The sequence below is a fragment of the Limosilactobacillus secundus genome (assembly GCF_020784695.1).
Taxonomy (GTDB): domain Bacteria; phylum Bacillota; class Bacilli; order Lactobacillales; family Lactobacillaceae; genus Limosilactobacillus; species Limosilactobacillus reuteri_F.
In genome coordinates this window covers 12,447-31,640 of record NZ_JAJGUA010000022.1, presented here as the reverse complement: position 1 = coordinate 31,640, position 19,194 = coordinate 12,447, and the positions used below count along the sequence as shown (strand labels likewise).

Here is a 19,194-nt window from a genome sequence, read left to right as displayed (position 1 = left end):
TATGATACGCTAATTTTATGAGGGCTGCAGTATTAAGCGAGTATAAAAGCCCACCATGTTTAATCAATGATGAAAAGATTTGAATGAGGGTCTGTTAAATTGAGGAGAGTCCTTGTATTACTATTTATGGAGATTACCTTCCTTTCTATATGTTTTGGCGATTTCATTGTATCAGAAGGCGAGCCTCTTTTTAGTTTAAAAACAAAAATCTGATATTGGTATAGAAAGTGATATTTCTATATCAACATCAGATATTATAGAGCCCATTTAATTTTCATAGTTTGCGTCATACCCACGCAACTATGTTATTAGAGGCAGATGCAAAGACAACAACCGCCTTTACATCAACGTTTACTTCTCGTCCAATTGCTCATCGGTCTTCAAAACGGCCATAAAGGCGGCCTGAGGAATATCAACTTTTCCGACAGCCTTCATCCGTTTCTTCCCACGTTTCTGCTTATCTAATAATTTAGCACGCCGGTCTGGATCCCCAGTATGAATACGGGCAGTAACATCTTTCCGGTAGGCTTTAATATTAGTTCGTGCAATAATCTTTGAGCCGATTGCAGCTTGAATTGGAATTTCAAAGTTTTGCCGTGGAATGATCTTCTTTAATTTAGCAGTAATTTCCCGACCACGTTCTGCCGCAAAGTCACGGTGAGCAATAAAGCTTAATGCATCCACCTTATCGCCATTAAGCAAGATGTCAATCTTAACCAAATTACTTGGCCGGTAGCCATCAATTTCATAATCTAAGGAAGCGTATCCCCGTGTAGAACTCTTTAACTTGTCAAAGAAGTCAAAAATAATTTCTGACAACGGAATATGATAAATAACGTTTACCCGGGTATCGCTTAGATATTCCATTGTATCAAAGTCTCCCCGTTTCCGTTGGCAAAGTTCCATTACTGGGCCAACATAATCATTGGGAACCATGATTGAAGCGCGGACATATGGTTCCTTAATCGCTTTAATGGAAGAAGCGTCTGGCATTTCAGCCGGATTTTCCACTTCCTTTGTTGTCCCATCCGCTAATTCAACATGGTAAGTAACAGATGGCGCAGTCGTGATTAAATCAAGATTAAATTCACGTTCAAGTCGTTCTTGAATAACGTCCATGTGAAGTAATCCTAAGAAACCACAACGGAATCCAAATCCCAATGCTTGCGATGATTCCGGTTCAAAAGTTAATGCCGCATCATTAAGTTGAAGCTTTTCCAACGCATCACGTAAATCATTAAATTTAGCATTATCAGTTGGATAGAGTCCAGCATATACCATTGGCGTCATTTGCCGATATCCTTCTAACGGCTTATCTGTAGGATTATCTGCACTTGTAACCGTATCACCGACCCGAGTATCTTTAATGTCTTTAATTGCCGCGGTGATGTAACCTACATCCCCAGCCATCAACACATCACGTGCCAATGGTTTAGGAGAGTTAATCCCTACTTCTGCTACCTCATATTCGGTACCACCGTTCATTAATTTAATTCGGTCACCTTTTTTAACAGTCCCTTCAACAACCCGGACACTAAGGACAACGCCCCGATAATCATCATACTTTGAATCAAAGATAAGGGCTTTTAACGGCGCGGTTAAATCTCCTGTTGGTGCTGGGACGTCTTTAACGATTTTTTCCAGGACTTCATCAACGCCCATTCCAGTTTTAGCACTAATATCAACTGCCTCATCAGTATCTAAACCAATCTCGTCTTCAATCTGTTTCTTAGTACCCTCAGGATCAGCAGAGGGTAAATCGATCTTATTGATAACAGGTAAAATTTCAAGGTCATTGTCAAGCGCTAAAAAGACGTTAGCAAGGGTCTGTGCTTCTACTCCTTGCGTTGCATCGACTACTAAGACGGCACCTTCACAGGCAGCAAGAGACCGTGAGACTTCATAAGAAAAATCGACGTGGCCTGGTGTATCGATTAAATGGAAAATGTAGTCTTCACCGTCTTTAGCATGATATGTCAGAGCGACGGCATTTAATTTGATTGTAATGCCCCGTTCTCGTTCTAGAGGCATATCATCAAGAATCTGGTTTTTCATTTCACGTTTGCTGATTGAATCAGTCATCTCTAAAATACGATCAGCAAGCGTTGATTTTCCATGGTCAATGTGGGCAACAATCGAGAAATTCCGAATGTGTTTTTGCCGCTCTTTCATTTCTTCTAGGTTCATTTAAAAAGACTCACTTTCAACGAATATTCTTTATCTAGTATACCAAATCATCGTTTAGAATGGGAAAACTTCTGCTAGATATACAAAAAGCAGGAAAAATATTAAGTTTTTCCTGCTTCATAAAAACTATTTATTTATCCTCAAAAGCATCACGTAACTTATCAAGAACTGTCTTTTTCACACCCTTAACATCTTCACCGCTAGCAGCCGCGAATGCTAACATTGCTTCACGTTGACGTTTGTTAAGGCTCTTAGGTGTTTTAACGTGGACAGTAACATGTTCATCCCCGTTACCATTACCGTTAAGGTGTGGAACACCCTTGCCACGCAAGCGGAAATTAGTTTCTGATTGTGTTCCAGCAGGAATTTTAAGGTTGACATCACCATGAACCGTTTTAACTTTTACTTCGTCTCCCAAGGCTGCTTGAGCAAACGAAATATCACGATCAACGTAAATTGTTGAACCATCACGCCGGAATTCTCGACTTGGTGTTACTCGGAAGACAATATACAAATCTCCGGCTGGGCCACCGTTCTCACCAGCATCCCCTTGATGTTGGAGCCGCATTTGTTGACCATCATCAACACCGGCAGGCACCTTCACTTCTAGCTCATGACGTTCGTGGACATGTCCTGCACCATGGCAAGTATCACAACGATCTTCTGGCTTAATAATCCTTCCAGTTCCATTACATTCTGGACAAGTGGTTTGAGTTTGCATATTGCCTAGTGGTGTTTGACGAACGCTCGTAATCACTCCGGCACCATGACACCGTGGACAAGTTATTGGCGATTTACCAGACTTAGCTCCGGTTCCATGACAAGTCTTACATTCTGCATCACGGTCATACTTGATAGTAGTTGTTTTCCCAAAAACCGCATCCATAAAATCAAGAGTCATTGCATATTGTAAATCACGCCCTTGACGCGGGGCTGTTGGGTCCCGATGAGTACGACCACCGCCGCCAAAGAATTGACTAAAGATGTCGTCAAAGCCGCCACCAAAGTTAGAATAAGCTTGACCACCACCAAAGCCGCCAAAGCCTTGACCGCCAGCACCTTGTGGGCCAGCTGAACCAAATTGATCATATTGAGCACGTTTTTGACTATCACTTAATGTCTCATATGCTTCATTAATCTTCTTAAACTTTTCTTCTGCACCAGGCTCGTGGTTAACATCTGGGTGGTATTTTGCCGCAAGCCGACGATATGCACGCTTGATGTCTTTTTCGGATGCATCCTTAGAGACACCTAAAATGTCATAATAATCTTGTTCTGCCATATAATAAATACCTCATTACTTTATTGCTTGTTTAGTTATACCACAGCCAGCAAACGAAAGTAAAAGCCAAAGTCCTTTTTTCTGGCCTTTGGCTTTTACACTAACATTTTAAGACTGTTTACCGCAGGCTATTTCTTGTCGTCTGGTGTAACGTCCTTAAAATCACCATCAACAGTATTGTCATCATTACCGTTGTCATTACCATTTTGTTGGTTATCACCAGGTTGACCATTAGCAGCGCCACCTTGTGCACCTTGTGCTTGTTGGTAAAGCTTTACGCTAAGGTCTTGAATAACTTTGTTCAAAGCATCCTTCTTAGCTTTCATTTCATCAAGGTTGCCGCTTTCTTTAGCCTTCTTTAATTCGTCACGAGCACTTTCAGCCTTCTTGATATCATCTTCAGGAACTTTACCCTTAACTTCCTTCAAAGTCTTATCAACTTGGAAGAGTTCTTGGTCAACTTCATTCTTTAAGTCAACTTCTTCCTTCTTCTTCTTGTCGGCTTCAGCATGCTCTTCAGCATCCTTCTTCATCCGTTCAATTTCTTCATCACTTAAGCCTGAGTTAGACTTGATAGTGATGTTTTGCTTCTTGTGAGTTCCTTGATCTTCAGCAGAAACATTAACAATACCGTTCTTATCGATATCAAATGTAACTTTGATTTGAGGAACACCACGAGGAGCAGCAGGAATATCAGTTAGTTGGAAGTTACCCAAAGTCTTATTGTCTGCTGCCATTGGACGTTCACCTTGAAGAACGTGAATGTCAACAGCTGGTTGGTTATCAGCAGCAGTTGAGAAGATTTGACTCTTTGAAGTAGGAATAGTTGTGTTACGATCAATCAACTTAGTGAAGACACCACCCATGGTTTCAATACCAAGTGAAAGTGGAGTAACATCAAGTAATACAACATCCTTAACATCACCAGTAAGAACCCCACCTTGAATAGCTGCACCAAGAGCAACGGCTTCGTCAGGATTAATTGAGTGGTTAGGTTCTTTACCAGTTAATTCCTTAACCATTTCTTGAACGGCAGGAATACGAGTAGATCCACCATTTAAGATAACTTCATCAATGTCGTCAAAGGTAAGATCCGCATCTTTCAAAGCATTCAATACTGGTTGCTTTGTCCGTTCAACTAAGTCATTAGTTAATTGGTTAAATTGTGCCCGACTTAATGTCTTTTCCAAGTGCAATGGGCCGTTTTCACCAGCTGAAATAAATGGTAAGCTGATTTGCGCTTCTTGAACACCTGACAAGTCTTTCTTAGCCTTTTCAGCAGCATCCTTCAAACGTTGAAGAGCCATCTTGTCTTGAGAAAGATCAACACCGTGTTCTTCCTTAAAGCCATCGATTAACCAATCCATAATCTTTTGGTCAAAGTCATCCCCACCTAAATGAGTATCACCATTAGTAGAGAGAACTTGGAAGACACCGTCACCTAATTCAAGGATGGAAACATCGAATGTACCACCACCAAGATCATAAACAAGGATCTTTTCATCTTTGTCCTTCTTATCAAGACCGTATGCTAATGATGAAGCAGTAGGTTCGTTAATAATCCGCTTAACATCAAGGCCCGCAATTTTACCGGCATCCTTAGTAGCTTGACGTTGAGCATCATTGAAGTATGCAGGAACAGTAATAACTGCTTGAGTAACAGTATCACCAATGTAATCTTCAGCATATTTCTTAAGGTATTGCAAAATCATTGCTGAAATTTCTTGTGGAGTATATTTCTTACCATCAACTTCAACAGTGTATCCTGCTTCACCCATGTGACTCTTGATTGATGAAATAGTGTTAGGATTAGTAATTGCCTGACGCTTTGCTACTTCCCCAACTTGAGTTTCACCATTCTTAAATGAAACAACAGATGGTGTTGTCCGACTTCCTTCTGGGTTGGTGATAATCTTAGGTTCATTACCTTCCATAACAGCAACCGCAGAGTTAGTAGTACCTAAATCAATACCAATAATCTTATTACTTGCCATAATTTATTTCCTTCTCTCACAAATTTATTGAGCTACAACAACCATTGCTGGGCGTAATACCCGGTCTTTGAGTTGATATCCTGCTTGAAGAACATTAACAACAGTTTCAGGCTTCTGACCTTCTTCGACCGGAACAGTTTGAACTGCTTGGTGAAGAGTAGGATCAAATGTTTCACCATCAGCTTTGATTTCAGTGATGCCATGGTCATTTAATGCCTTGACAAGGTGATCATGAACCATTTGAATACCCTTTTTAAGTTGTTTACCATTATCGTCTACAACTTCAATTGCTAATGCTCGTTTAAGGTTATCAAGCACTGGTAAAATTGACTTTGCTAAATCCTGACCATCATATTTAAGGATTTGAGCCCGTTCTTTATTAAAACGATTAGTCATATTTTGAATTTCTGCTTCTGCTCGTAAATATTTGTCATCTTTATCAGCGAGCTGCTTCTTTAAGTCAGCGATCTCTTCCTTTAATTTGGAAGTTTGATCATCCTTCTTATCTGAAGCCTCTTTTTTTATATCTTTTTTAGGTGCCTTTTCATTTTCAGGCGCAGTTTGTTTTTGTTGATCTTCTTGTTTTTCCTTGGCCAATTAACTCGCCTCCTATGAATCATAATAGTGACGGTAGAAATCTAATAGCCGTTTTGCTAATTCTTGGCGAAAGGCATTTACAATTCCAATTGTCCGTGAATAAGGCATCCTTGTTGGACCAAGAACTGCAATAATTCCTCGTCCATATTGTTCAACATTATAACTTGCAGTAATCAAGCTATAATCATCAAGAAGCTTATTCTTAGAGATTTCCTGACCGATTTTAACATTAACTCCATTATCTGAGGTAAGCGTCGAATCCAAGATATTCGATAAATTGTCATTCTTATCTAACAAGCCATACAGTGATTGGATTGCGTGGGGATCATGAGTACTTGCAAAATCCAGTAAGTTCAGTCGACCACCAACGAAAAAACGCTCACGTGCTGCTTGAGATAAGACATTATCAAAAATATCAAGGAAGCCATCGGGACTATGCATATAATGCAGAACCTGAAGTGGGATATCATCTTTTAGTCGTTTTACCACTTCTGATAGCGGCAAACCAACTAATTGATCATTAATCATTCTAATTACTGCCTGCATTGCATCTGTGTCAATGTCCGGCGGCAAAGTGAATGACTGATTTTCAACCTCACCGCTGTCGGTAACTAAGATCGCAATAACCTTATGATTCCCCAGCGGTACAACTCGAAAGCCACTCAAACGAACACTTTCTTGCTCAGGCTTTAATGTAAAAGCAGTATATGAAGTTAAGTTTGATAAGATATCTGCTGAATGCGAAATAATTTCGTCAATCTTTTGAAAACCAGTTCCAAGTGAGTTTTGAATCACTACCAGATCATTATCAGTAACTGCTTGTGGATCAAGCAAGTTATCGACATAATAACGATAACCTCGTTTCGATGGAACCCGGCCTGATGAAGAGTGCTCTTTTAAGATCAAATCATTGTCCTCTAAAACCGCCATCTCATTACGGACAGTTGCTGAACTGACCTTAAAAGGCAACTTTTCTGCTAAATGTTTTGATCCAACCGGTTGACCAGTTGATGTGTATTGACGTACAATCGCTTGCAGAATCTTTTTCTGTCGTTGTGTTAGCATCGTATATCACTTCCCCTTTTAGCACTCATTAGGGTCAAGTGCTAAACACACTGTATAATATACCAATTACTACCCTAAAAGTCAAGAAACGTCAAACAATTTTTAAAGGAGCTTTATCCATGAAACATAAAGAACATCGCTATATTCAACCCCAAAATACTCAAGAAGCAATGTTATTAATTCAGAAGTTATTTAATAAATACCGTAATGCGCCCCTAACGAATGAACTATTAGAATACCATAACAACCTAATCTATCGCTTGCAGTCAGATATTAAAGACGAAGCAACTAAGGAGAACAATCTTAATCAACTGAAAGCACTTGCTTCCATGACTGAAATTATGCGGAACTGGACAACAGTGCGCTTAAACGGCCAGCCTTTTAACGGGAAAATGCGGCATTTCAAATTAGTGACTGATGGCGGATTCAAATTTGAACGAAATATTCATAAGATTAACCAGACTACCAGTCATCGTGGAAGTCGGCATTAAAAAAAGAGGTTTGATAAATCTTGTTGGCACAATTGCCACGAAAGATCAATCTAAACCTCTTTTATTTATATTTTTCTAAAATACGCCGGGCGTTTTGTTCATCTTGTTTCATCTGTGCAACTAATGCATCCGCTCCCGTGAACTTTTCTTCGCCACGAAGATACTGATACCAACGCACAACTACTTCCTCGCCATACACCATTTGTTGAAAATCAAATAAGTTAATTTCAACCGTTAATTGATTAGCATCGCCAAATGTTATGTTGTGACCAACGCTTGCCATTCCATTATACCACTTCTTACCGAGCTTAACTTTGACGGCATAGACCCCAATCCCAGGAAGTCGCTCCTCTTCCGGATGCTCAACATTGATCGTAGGAAAGCCAAGTGTTCGTCCACGAGCTAAGCCATGAACTACTAAGCCAGTTGTTTGATAAGGATATCCTAATGCTTGATTAGCTGCTTTCACATTACCAGCATCAATTAATTTTCGAATTTCTCGAGAACCAACCTTTTCTTGACTTCCATCCTCAGTAAATTTGGGCACAGTAACAACTTCAAACCGCCCTGCTGCATATTTAGGAAGTAGCTTCATTGATGCAATATCTTCTTTACCATAAGTATGATCAAACCCTGCCACGACCGTTTGAGCATGAAAGCCTACCAAATACTCATCAACAAACTGCTGAGGAGAAAGGCTTGCGAATGATGATGTAAAACTTATTAAATAAATCCGATCAACATCAAGATCGTTTAATAATTCAAGCTTCCTATCGACCGTTGATAAATATTTAAAGCCGCCCTTATATTGACGATAAACAATTCCAGGAGCATGATCATACGTCAAAACTACTAATGGCAATCCTTTTTCACGGGCAATTTCACGGGCACGTTTGATTACTGCTTGATGCCCCCGATGAACACCATCAAAGAAACCCATTGCAAGTACAATTGGCCCCGCAGGAATTAGGCTTTTTTCCAAAGGATGGTGAATTTTTATAACTTGCAACTCCTACACTCCTCAATTAACTGCAAACATTTTAGTTGGCTTATACATTTTATTTTTCGAATCAAAATGATACAGTGCTTTTACTTGTCCATCAAATGATAACACAATTTCCTTCTCGCTAATATTAAGTTCACTTGGAGAAAGCCATCCTCCATTTTGAACCTTTTTCCATTGATCCACTTGAATCGTTAATTGCGGATATTCCTTTAAAGCATAATCTAAAGGATACAAGTATTGCTGGAGAGTTTGGGTCGCAACAGCATCTCGAACGTCGTCTAAACTTAAAGTCTGATCAAGAGTAAAGCCTCCACTCTTCAACCGCGTTAGCAAACTCATTACTCCTGGATACCCTAGTTTACGTGCAAGATCCACAACAAGTGTCCGAATATAAGTGCCCTTACTACATTCAACATTAAAACGGATTCGTTGTTGTTTATTTTTCTCATCATACTTTGAGCTTAGTAATTCAAATTTACTAATAGCCACTTGCCGTTTGGGCCGTTCAACAGTTTCCCCAGCTCTTGCATATTCATAAAGTTTTTTTCCATTTACTTTTACAGCCGAATACATCGGTGGGATTTGTATTATTGTCCCCGTTAATAAATTCATGGCTGCTAATATTTCACTAGTGGGAATTTCATCTGCAACTACTTTTTCTTCAATTTTGTCTCCATCAAGGTCTTGGGTAGTAGTCGCAAACCCAATTAAAAGCTCACCTTGATATTGTTTTCCTGACTGCATCAAATAGTCAACAACTTTGGTAGCATTTCCAACACAAATTGGTAAAACGCCCGCTACACCTGGGTCAAGCGTTCCTGAATGACCAATCTTTTTAGTTTTTAAAATTTGTCGTAGTCGACTAACACAGGCAAAACTAGTCATCCCGCGTTCTTTATATAAGGGTATTATTCCATCCATCGTTATTCCTCCAAGGGGCTGTGGTATAAGTCAAGTCACTTTCACAAAAGACAAATAGCATAAGCGTAGTACAACAATGGCCTCCATCGCTCGGTAAAACCGAACGTTGGAGGCCTCTTGTTGCTTGCGGGAGCTCCCAGAGGCTAACTTCATGGCGAAAAACGAACTCACAAGTAACTTCTGTCTCGCTCCCTTTTTTGCTAATTATTTTTCTTTTTTGTGTAAGTCGTTAATGAGTTGATCAATTCGACTACCGTAAGCAACTGATGGGTCTCTTACAAATTTGATTTCTGGAGTCTTAAAAATATTAAGACGTGCGCCTAATTCACTGCGAATTAACCCAGTCGCCTTATCTAATCCAGCCTGTGCCTTTTCTGCATCAGAAGCAAGATCTGACAAGATACTGTAATAGATGGTTGCTTGCTGGAGATCACCAGTAACATCCACACCTGTAATTGTAACGTTTTGTACACGTGGATCACGAACACGTTTTAACAAGATTTCATCAACATCTTTTTGAATTTCTTGAGCTAAACGATCTACTCGATATTGTTTACTTGGCATCTTTATCTCTCCTCAGTTTTTATTTAACTGGAACTTCCTTCATCTTGTAGGCTTCAATAACATCCATTTCCTTAATATCATTGTAGTTTTCAATTGTCAAACCACATTCGTAACCTTGCTTAACTTCTTTGACATCATCTTTGAAGCGTTTAAGACTACCTAATTCACCTTCGTAAATAACAACACCATCACGAACTAAACGGACTTTTGCATCACGGGTAATCTTACCAGACGTAACCATTCCCCCGGCAATTGTACCAACCTTTGATGCCTTATAGATTTGACGAACTTCTACTTGACCAATTGTTTCTTCTTTGTATACCGGTTCAAGCATCCCCTTCATCGCATCTTCAACTTCTTCAATTGCATCGTAAATAACACGGTGAAGACGGATATCAATACTATTAGAATCAGCTAATGTCTTAGCTACGGCAGTTGGACGAACATTAAATCCAATGATAACCGCATTCGATGCTTCAGCCAAAGTAACGTCACTTTGATTAATGGCACCAACAGCTTGGTGAATAATATCAACACGAACACCGTCAACTTTAATCTTTTGAAGGCTTTGACTTAAAGCTTCAACTGATCCCTGAACATCGGCTTTAATAATAATTGGTAAGGTCTTCATTTGACCCTTCTTCATAGTTGCAAAAAGGTTATCTAATGTAACATGAGAAGTCTTTTGACGTTCTTTATCCATTGCACGTTTAGCACGTTCTTCACCTGCTGCACGGGCAGTCTTTTCATCATCAAAGACAACAAACCGATCCCCAGCTTCTGGTACTTCATTTAGGCCAGTAATCTCAACAGGAGTAGATGGGGTAGCTTCTTTAATACGACGACCATTTTCATTTGTCATTGTCCGCACACGACCAAATGTGTTACCAACAACAATTGGGTCCCCAACATGAAGAGTACCCTGTTGAACTAAAACAGTAGCAACTGATCCCCGACCTTGATCAAGACGGGCTTCAACAACTGACCCAGCCGCATTTTGATCTGGATTAGCCTTTAATTCCAGCATTTCAGCTTGAAGCAGAATCATATCAAGTAATTCATCAAGATTCTTACCAAATTTGGCAGAAATCTTAACAAAAATTGTATCTCCACCCCAGTCTTCCGGAATTAAGTTATACTTTGCTAATTCTTCAGTTACACGATCTGGATTTGCACCTGGCTTATCAATCTTGTTAACCGCAACAATAATTGGTGTTTGGGCAGCTTGTGCGTGGTGAATAGCTTCAACTGTCTGTGGCATAACTCCATCATCAGCTGCAACAACAAGGACCGTAATATCAGTAATATTAGCTCCCCGTGCACGCATTTCAGTGAAGGCAGCGTGTCCAGGCGTATCAAGGAAAGTAATTAATTGGTCATTATAATGAACTTGGTAAGCACCAATTTCCTGGGTAATTCCTCCCGCTTCATGTTCAGTAACATGAGAGTGACGTAATTTATCAAGTAAGGTTGTCTTACCATGGTCAACGTGTCCCATAACAGTAACAACAGCTGGCCGCGTTACTTGATGTTCAGTATTATTTTGTTCATCTTCAAACATCTTATCAATGTCTGAAACATCAACTTGAACCTTTTCCTTAGCCTCAATACCGTAATCAGTTGCTAATAATTCAATTGTATCCTTATCAAGTGACTGATTCTGGTTGATCATTACACCAAGCATAAATAACTTTTTAACGATTTCTGCTGGTGAACGGTGTAAGATCTTTCCTAAGTCTTGGGCATTCATCCCATCAGTATATTCCAATACTTCTGGAAGCGGCTTATCTTTTCGTTGTGTTGGTTGCTTATGAGCTACCTCACGTAACCGCTTATTCTTATTATGTTTCTTATTAAAGCGTTTGCCATTACGGCCCTGATCGTTATTCAAGCTGCCGCCAAACCGACCCCCGTTATTTTGGTGTTGATTATTATCTTTTGTTCCATTGTTTGGTCGGTTATTGTTTTTCTTTTGTGGACGCTCATTTTGTGCTTTATCATGATCGTGGTGTTGATTATGATTTTGCGCCTGATGGTTATTTTGTTTATTATGACCATCATTTTTCTTTACTGGTTGGTGTTGATTATTAGTTGTTTTTTGTCCATCCTTTGCAAGTTGACGTAATTGTTGCGCTTGATCGGGGGTGACAGAAGACATGTGACTTTTAACTCCCATTCCTTGCCGATTGGCCATATTAACTAAGTCTTTACTAGGCATTTTTAATTCCTTAGCTAATTCATAAATTCGTTCTTTGGCCATATGCTCACACTCCTTATCTCATAGTTAGTAGTTCCTCAAACTTTCTTGCAAAACCTGATTGCATTACACAAAAAACTGTTCGTGCTTGCCCTGTTGCCTGGCTAAGCTGTTCTCTAGTAAAAGCTGTTGAAAAAGGAATGCCATAAAATTTACATTTATCAGTAATCTTTTTTGCACTAGCCTTTCCAGCATCTGAAGCTAGGAATACAAACTTTGCCTTTTTAGTTTGAATATTTTTTAAGACAATCTCTTCCCCACTTTGAAGTTGCCGGGCACGCCGAGCGATTCCAAGGAGGTTTAAGACCTGTTCTTTATTTTTGATCATTACCAAATAACTCTTGTCGTGCCTGTAGGTGGTCTGCATACTTGATTAATTCATCATAAAATGATTCATCAAGTTGAACATGAAAAGCCTTTTCAAAAGTTTTTTCTTTCTTGGCGCGCTTTGCAATATCCACATCTACTGCAACATATGCTCCACGTCCAGGCTTCTTACCAGTTGGGTCTAAGGAGACTTCATTTTCCTTATTCTTAACTACCCGAATTAATTGCCGTTTGGGCATCATTTCACCGGTAACAATGTCTTTACGCATCGGTATTTTTCTCTTTTTCATTATTTTCACCCCGCTGCTTAATTTCTAGTTATTCTTCGTTATTGTCAATATTTTCTTCTGAATCAGCTACTTCCTCAGATTCTTGATCATTTTTAGCCATTTCAGATTCAGACTTGATATCAATCTTGTACTTAGTCAAACGAGCAGCGAGACGAGCATTTTGTCCCCGCTTACCGATTGCTAAGGATAATTGGTTATCTGGGACAACGACAGTGCATGAACGTTCTGTTTGTCCTTCTGTTGTTTCTTCTCCTTCGCTATCCTCAGTTTCGCTTGCGGCCTTTTCTTCGTTAAAGATTACATCAAGTACTTCTGCTGGATTCAAGGCATTAGCGATAAACTTAGCCGGATCTTTAACATACTCCACAATATCCATATTCTCGCCATCAAGTTCATTAACAATTGCTTGGACACGAGAACCTCGTGGACCAACGCAAGTTCCCACTGGATCAACATTAGGATCATTTGAATATACCGCAACCTTAGCACGATCACCTGCTTCACGAGCAATATTTTCGATTAAGACAGTCCCATCTTTGATTTCAGGCACTTCTCGTTCAAATAATCGCTTCAAAAGTTCTGGAGCAGTCCGGCTAACAAAGATTTGCGGTCCCCGACGATCGTCATTTACTTTCGTTACGTATACTTGAATCCGATCATGGACATGGTAGTGCTCATTAGGCATCTTATCTCTAAAGCCCATGGCACCTTCTACACCATCTCCTAAATCAACGTATGTGAAACGCTTATCTTCTCGTGAAACTTCACCAGTGATAATCTCATTTTCATAAGTCTTGTACTTGTCGTAAATGATTTTTCGTTCTTCTTCACGGAGACGTTGCATTACCACTTGTTTGGCAGTTTGGGCAGCAATCCGCCCAAAGTCACGAGGAGTAACTTCTTCGCGAATTTCATCGCCAATATCATAACCTTGACCATGAGGAAGTTTCCGCGCATCAGCTAAACTCATGAATTCGTTGCTGTCTGCTTCTACTGCTTCTTCATCATCAGTAATTGTTTTTACAGCGTAGACTTTAATATTACCGGTCAATGAATTGAATTCTACTTCAACATTCTTATCACCGTAATTTTGCTTGTATGCTGATTCAAGGGCTTGTTCTAACGCTTCAATAACAATCTCTTTCTTGATACCCTTTTCTTTTTCAAGATAATCAAGGGCGCCAATCATTTCAGTGTTAATTTTTGGCTTACTCACCTTTCGACACTCCTTTAATACTAGAATTTAATCGCTAATCGGGCCTGAGCAATTTTCTGACGATCAATCGTAATTTGCCGATGACGAGTCTTATCTAAATAATCCAACGTAATTTCTTTATCAGATAATTGCGTTAATGTACCCTCATAAACCTTTTGACCATTAATCTGTTGGTAAAGAGAGATGTGAATGTAATGGTCAATTGCTCGTTGATAATCTTCCTCTTTCTTCAGTGGGCGTTCAGCACCTGGTGAGGAAACTTCTAAAAAGTAAGCCTGTGGAATTGGATCAGGTTCAACATTATCTAATGCTTCGCTTAATTCATCACTGACAAGTGCGCAATCTTCTAGCGTAATCCCACCGTCTTTATCAATATAAACGCGGAGATACCAGCTTTTACCTTCTTTTACAAACTCTAAGTCATATAAGTAAAAATCATGGTCCTGTAAAATCGGTGTTACAAGATCTGTTACAGTTTCTACAACACTGCTCAAACGTGTCACCTCCATTATTTGCAATAAAAAGAGCGAGCATCTCTGCTCACTCCCACGAGTTATTTACCATAATCTATTGTAGCATGTAACATAGCTACTGGCAAGCAATGAAGCATGTTTTCATTGTTATTCCTTAAAACAAGCTAAGTTGATTTTCATCAGGCAGTTTATCTAATACATGATTATCCGTGAGGAAGTCAATCAGTGTCTGGGAAACTTTTCCACGTTCTGCCAAATCTTCCTTAGAAAGGAATGGCCGTTCTTCACGTGCAGCAACAATTTGCTTAGCAACGTTTAGTCCTAATCCAGGAACTGCCCGGAATGGTGCAATTAATGAATCACCATCAATTAACCAATCAGAAGCATCCGATTTTTCTATATCAACCATCTTAAATTTAAAGCCCCGTTCCAGCATCTCATTAGCTAGTTCAAGAATTGTTAAGAGATTCTTCTCTTTTGCACTAGCATCGTTTCCCTTATCATTGATTTCTTTCATCCGTTGCTTAACCGCATCTTTACCGTGAGACATCGCTACTACATCAAAGTCATCTGCTCGTACGGAGAAGAATGCACAATAATAAACTAACGGGAAGTAAACCTTAAAGTAAGCAATTCGCAGGGCCATCAAGACATAAGCAGCCGCATGCGCCCGCGGGAACATGTACTTAATCTTCAAGCATGAGTCCATATACCATTGTGGAACATTAGCTTCATGCATCTTTTCTTGCCATTCGTCTGGAATTCCGCGACCTTTCCGTACGTGTTCCATAATTTGGAAAGAAATTTCTGAGTCCATTCCATAGTGGATTAAGTCGGTCATGATGTTATCACGACAACCAATCACATTAGCGATAGTGGCGATTCCCTGTTTGATTAGTTCCTGGGCATTATCCAGCCACACACCAGTCCCATGTGAAAGGCCAGAAATTTGTAGTAATTGCGAGTAGTTTTTCGGATGAGTATCCTCCAACATCCCCCGGACAAATCGCGTTCCAAATTCCGGCAATCCTAGCGTACCAGTCTTACTTTGAATTTGTTCTTCAGTTACACCCAATACCTTAGGACTAGAGAATAAGGCCATCACTCCTGGATCATCCATTGGAATCGATTGAGGATCAATTCCTGATAAATCTTGCAAGGCACGAATCATCGTTGGATCATCATGTCCCAAAATATCCATTTTAAGAATATTATCGTGAATCGAGTGGAAATCAAAGTGGGTTGTTTCCCAGGCAGCTGTTTGATCATCAGCAGGATACTGAACAGGTGTAAAGTCATAAATGTCCATATCATCGGGAACAATAATAATCCCTGCTGGGTGCTGACCAGTAGTTCGCTTAACACCAGTAGCTCCTTTTGCTAAGCGATCCTCCTCTGCCTTTCTAAATTCTTTTTCTGTATCTCGTTCGTAAGCTTTCACATATCCATATGCCGTCTTGTCGGCAACCGTACCAATCGTCCCGGCACGGAATACATTTTTTTCACCGAATAAGACTTTCATATAGTTATGGGCAATTGGCTGGTAGTCACCAGAGAAGTTTAAATCAATATCTGGGACCTTATTCCCCTTAAACCCAAGGAAAGTTTGGAATGGGATATCATGACCGTCTTTTACCATTAAAGTGCCACACTTTGGACATTTTTTATCTGGCAAATCGAAACCTGAACTATATTCCCCTTGCGTGTAGAAGTGAGTAAATTGACAATTTGGACAACGGTAATGCGGGGGCAAGGGGTTAACTTCTGTAATTCCCGAAAGAGTTGCAACCACACTTGAGCCAACAGATCCCCGCGAACCTACTAAGTATCCATCTTTATTGGACTTAGCTACTAGTCGTTGAGCAATTAAATAGTGAACAGAGAAACCATTCTTAACAATACTGTTCAACTCTAATTCAATCCGGTCCTGAACTAGTTGTGGCAAAGGATCACCATACCATTTTCTCGCAGTATTCCATGTCCGGTCTTGGATTTCCTGTTCGGCCCCCTTCATATGCGGTGGATAAAGTTTATCTTTTACTGGCCGAATATTGTCATCAATCTCAGCTGCAATCTTATTACTATTTTCCACAACTAATTCGTGGGCTTTTTCTTCACCGAGAAAAGCAAATTCATTTAGCATTTCATCAGTCGTTCTAAAGTGAACTTCTGGACGCTCAGTTCGATTTAACGGGTTTGCGCCACCTTGCGAGTTAATCAAGATCTTACGGTAAATTCCATCATGTGGATCAAGGTAATGGACATCTCCAGTGGCAACCACTGTTTTTTCCAACTCATCCCCCAGTTTGACCATATTTTTGAGGATATCTTCAAGGTGACCTTCATCTGCAATCACGTGTTGTTCAAGCAACGGTGCATAGTTTGGCTTGGGCTGAACTTCAATAAAATCATAGTAGCGAGCCTTTTCTAGTGCTTGATCGTACCCCTTCTCCATCATTGCGGTAAATACTTCTCCCGATGAACAAGCAGTTCCCAAAAGAAGTCCTTCACGATATTTCGTCAGCACTGTTCGCGGAATTCGCGGTACCCGGTAGAAATATTCAACGTTTGATAGCGATACTAACTTAAATAAGTTTTTCAAGCCAGCCTGGGTCTGCGCAAAAATCGTTACATGAAAAGGCCGAGCATGACGGTAAGCATTATTTTCTTCCATATGCTTGTTTAAATCATCCACATACTTCACATCATAACGGGCTTCAGCATCTTTCAAGAACTTATAAAGCAAGTGTCCTGTAGCTTCCGAATCATAGTTAGCACGGTGGTGATGTTCCAACGCTACCTTAAATTTTTTACTAAGCGTGTTTAATCGGTATCCTCGCATATCAGGATATAAGAATCGCGCCAATGGTAATGTATCGATTACTGGTTCCGCGATTTTTCCCATTTTGTGACGTTCATAACCAGTATTCATAAACCCCATATCAAATGAAACGTTATGACCAGCAATAATACAGCCCTTACAAAAGTCCTTAAACATCTGAAAAACTTCTTCTTCAGTTTTGGAACCCTGAACCATTTCAGTGGTGATACTAGTTAAATTAGTTGTTTGTTCTGATAATGGGAAACCAGGATCGATGAATTCATCAAAACGTTCTAAGACATTTCCATCTTGCATTTTAACGGCAGATAATTCAATTACCTTATCGTAAATCGCTGATAACCCTGTCGTTTCCACGTCAAAAATGACATAGGTCTGATGAGCGAGTTCGTCATGATTTTCGTTATATACCAACGGAATTCCATCATCAACAACATTAGCTTCCATCCCATATAGCATTTTAATACCAGTTTTTTGGGCTACACTAAATGCTTCTGGAAAAGCCTGAACATTCCCATGATCGGTTACCGCAATCGCTGGATGTCCCCACTTATGAGCACGAGTTGCAAGCTCAGTAATCGAATTAGTGGCGTCCATCTGACTCATTGTGGTATGTGTATGGAGCTCAACTCGTTTATCATCTTGGGGAGCTTTATCTTGACGCGCTGCATGCGTTACTTCATTAACATCATAAGCCGTGATTACCAAGTCCCGCATCCAGGTATCTTCTTGCACAGGTCCGCGAACTTTCAACCACATTCCTGCTTTAATATTGGCAAATTGGGCTTCTTCATCACTGTTACGTGAGAACTTCTTCACTGCAAAAGAAGAAGTGTAGTCCGTAATTTCAAATGTTAATAATTGACGACCTGAGCGTAGTTCGCGAATTTCTGCATTAAATACATATCCTTCAACAACCACGGACCTCTCTTCGCCCTCAATATCTTTCATTTGAATAACATTCTGCTTACTATCAATCATCCGGCCAAGTTGGACTGGACCATCGGCAGGGGCAACTGGAGCATCTTTCTTTGCTGTTTTCTTTGCCGCCTCATTTTTCTTAATACGGGCAGCGGCCTTGGCAGCAAGTGCAGCATCTGCCTTCTCGTGTTTAGCTTTTAGTTCTTCAATTTTTGCTTGCGAAGCTGACTGGTCAACAAACGGATGAATCCTAAATTTAGGAAACCCTAGCTCTTGATACGATTTTTCAATCTTGTCTAATGCTTTCTGCGCTAGTAAATCTTTAATTACCTCATTTTCGACAACCAGTGTTACACGACCATCCTTAACCTCGGGTGCTGTTTGTAAGCAAGCTTGTTGAAGCATTGGTGTATCACTAATTGCGCTATTAATGATGAACTGCCAATAATTAGCTATTTGTGACTCATCAAGTTCTGTCATGGGAGTACTAATCTTTAAACTAACTTTAGCAATATCCTTAAAACCTAGCTGTAAGCTCTGGTTGAACTGCGTAAATAATTCATATGGTAAAGCCTTATTAAAGATTAAGTGAAATTCCCATTGTCGAGACTTTTTATGAACAACAACTGATTGAACTGCGGCATTTCTGAATGCAGAATTGTCTTTTTCCGGAAAGTGAATTTGTTCTAATAGTTTTCCAAATAATTCTTGGCGACTTAATCCCACGTTCTAATCCTCCTACTTAAAAATGTGGTGCGAATAAC

Annotated in this window: 15 protein-coding genes; 1 reads left to right on the top strand and 14 read right to left on the bottom strand. The window is 39.9% G+C overall.

All coding sequences use genetic code 11. The annotated features are described in order from the left end of the window. Positions 1 to 351: 351 nt before the first annotated feature. The 5 genes from lepA to hrcA all read right to left on the bottom strand — a co-directional run bounded on the left by lepA (position 352) and on the right by hrcA (position 7,125). Positions 352 to 2,187 (bottom strand): translation elongation factor 4, encoded by a 1,836-nt coding sequence (gene lepA, locus LMB57_RS00675; RefSeq protein WP_003665812.1) that lies wholly within the window; start codon positions 2,185 to 2,187, stop codon positions 352 to 354. A gap of 130 nt (positions 2,188 to 2,317) precedes the next feature. Beyond that, entirely contained in the window at positions 2,318 to 3,469 is a 1,152-nt protein-coding gene (dnaJ, locus tag LMB57_RS00670) for a molecular chaperone DnaJ (protein WP_229272173.1), read from the bottom strand. 128 nt (positions 3,470 to 3,597) lie between these two features. Then, entirely contained in the window at positions 3,598 to 5,463 is a 1,866-nt protein-coding gene (gene dnaK, locus LMB57_RS00665; protein ID WP_003674311.1) for a molecular chaperone DnaK, read from the bottom strand. Positions 5,464 to 5,487: 24 nt separating this feature from the next. After that, the gene (grpE, locus tag LMB57_RS00660) at positions 5,488 to 6,060 is read right to left on the bottom strand and encodes a nucleotide exchange factor GrpE (protein ID WP_003665807.1); all 573 of its coding nucleotides are present in this window, start codon (positions 6,058 to 6,060) and stop codon (positions 5,488 to 5,490) included. A gap of 12 nt (positions 6,061 to 6,072) precedes the next feature. After that, a complete protein-coding gene (hrcA, locus tag LMB57_RS00655) occupies positions 6,073 to 7,125 on the bottom strand; it encodes a heat-inducible transcriptional repressor HrcA (RefSeq protein WP_229272174.1) in 1,053 nt (350 codons plus the stop codon). A 119-nt stretch (positions 7,126 to 7,244) separates the two neighbouring features. Here hrcA and LMB57_RS00650 point away from each other — a divergent pair, with 119 nt between their 5' ends. Beyond that, positions 7,245 to 7,616, top strand: a complete 372-nt coding sequence (locus LMB57_RS00650) for a hypothetical protein (protein ID WP_229272175.1) — start codon at positions 7,245 to 7,247, stop codon at positions 7,614 to 7,616. A 61-nt stretch (positions 7,617 to 7,677) separates the two neighbouring features. Here LMB57_RS00650 and ribF read toward each other — a convergent pair whose 3' ends face one another. From ribF to LMB57_RS00605, 9 genes are all read right to left on the bottom strand, one after another. Continuing rightward, the gene (gene ribF / locus LMB57_RS00645; protein ID WP_229272176.1) at positions 7,678 to 8,625 is read right to left on the bottom strand and encodes a riboflavin biosynthesis protein RibF; all 948 of its coding nucleotides are present in this window, start codon (positions 8,623 to 8,625) and stop codon (positions 7,678 to 7,680) included. A gap of 12 nt (positions 8,626 to 8,637) precedes the next feature. After that, a complete protein-coding gene (gene truB / locus LMB57_RS00640; protein ID WP_229272177.1) occupies positions 8,638 to 9,543 on the bottom strand; it encodes a tRNA pseudouridine(55) synthase TruB in 906 nt (301 codons plus the stop codon). 204 nt (positions 9,544 to 9,747) lie between these two features. Beyond that, positions 9,748 to 10,107 (bottom strand): 30S ribosome-binding factor RbfA, encoded by a 360-nt coding sequence (gene rbfA / locus LMB57_RS00635; RefSeq protein WP_003665800.1) that lies wholly within the window; start codon positions 10,105 to 10,107, stop codon positions 9,748 to 9,750. A gap of 19 nt (positions 10,108 to 10,126) precedes the next feature. Next, entirely contained in the window at positions 10,127 to 12,367 is a 2,241-nt protein-coding gene (gene infB / locus LMB57_RS00630) for a translation initiation factor IF-2 (protein WP_229278028.1), read from the bottom strand. A gap of 13 nt (positions 12,368 to 12,380) precedes the next feature. Continuing rightward, entirely contained in the window at positions 12,381 to 12,692 is a 312-nt protein-coding gene (locus LMB57_RS00625; protein WP_229272179.1) for a L7Ae/L30e/S12e/Gadd45 family ribosomal protein, read from the bottom strand. After that, positions 12,679 to 12,981: an RNase P modulator RnpM gene (gene rnpM, locus LMB57_RS00620; RefSeq protein WP_003668183.1), complete on the bottom strand. Its 303-nt coding sequence runs from the start codon at positions 12,979 to 12,981 to the stop codon at positions 12,679 to 12,681. Before rnpM ends, LMB57_RS00625 begins: the two co-directional genes overlap by 14 nt. A 28-nt stretch (positions 12,982 to 13,009) precedes the next feature. Beyond that, positions 13,010 to 14,197 carry a transcription termination factor NusA gene (nusA, locus tag LMB57_RS00615; RefSeq protein ID WP_229272180.1) on the bottom strand — a complete coding sequence of 396 codons (1,188 nt, stop codon included), beginning with the start codon at positions 14,195 to 14,197 and terminating at the stop codon, positions 13,010 to 13,012. 20 nt (positions 14,198 to 14,217) lie between these two features. Continuing rightward, on the bottom strand, positions 14,218 to 14,691 hold the full coding sequence (gene rimP / locus LMB57_RS00610; RefSeq protein ID WP_003674323.1) for a ribosome maturation factor RimP: 474 nt from the start codon (positions 14,689 to 14,691) through the stop codon (positions 14,218 to 14,220). A 133-nt stretch (positions 14,692 to 14,824) separates the two neighbouring features. After that, a complete protein-coding gene (locus LMB57_RS00605; RefSeq protein ID WP_229272181.1) occupies positions 14,825 to 19,156 on the bottom strand; it encodes a PolC-type DNA polymerase III in 4,332 nt (1,443 codons plus the stop codon). Positions 19,157 to 19,194: the final 38 nt, after the last annotated feature.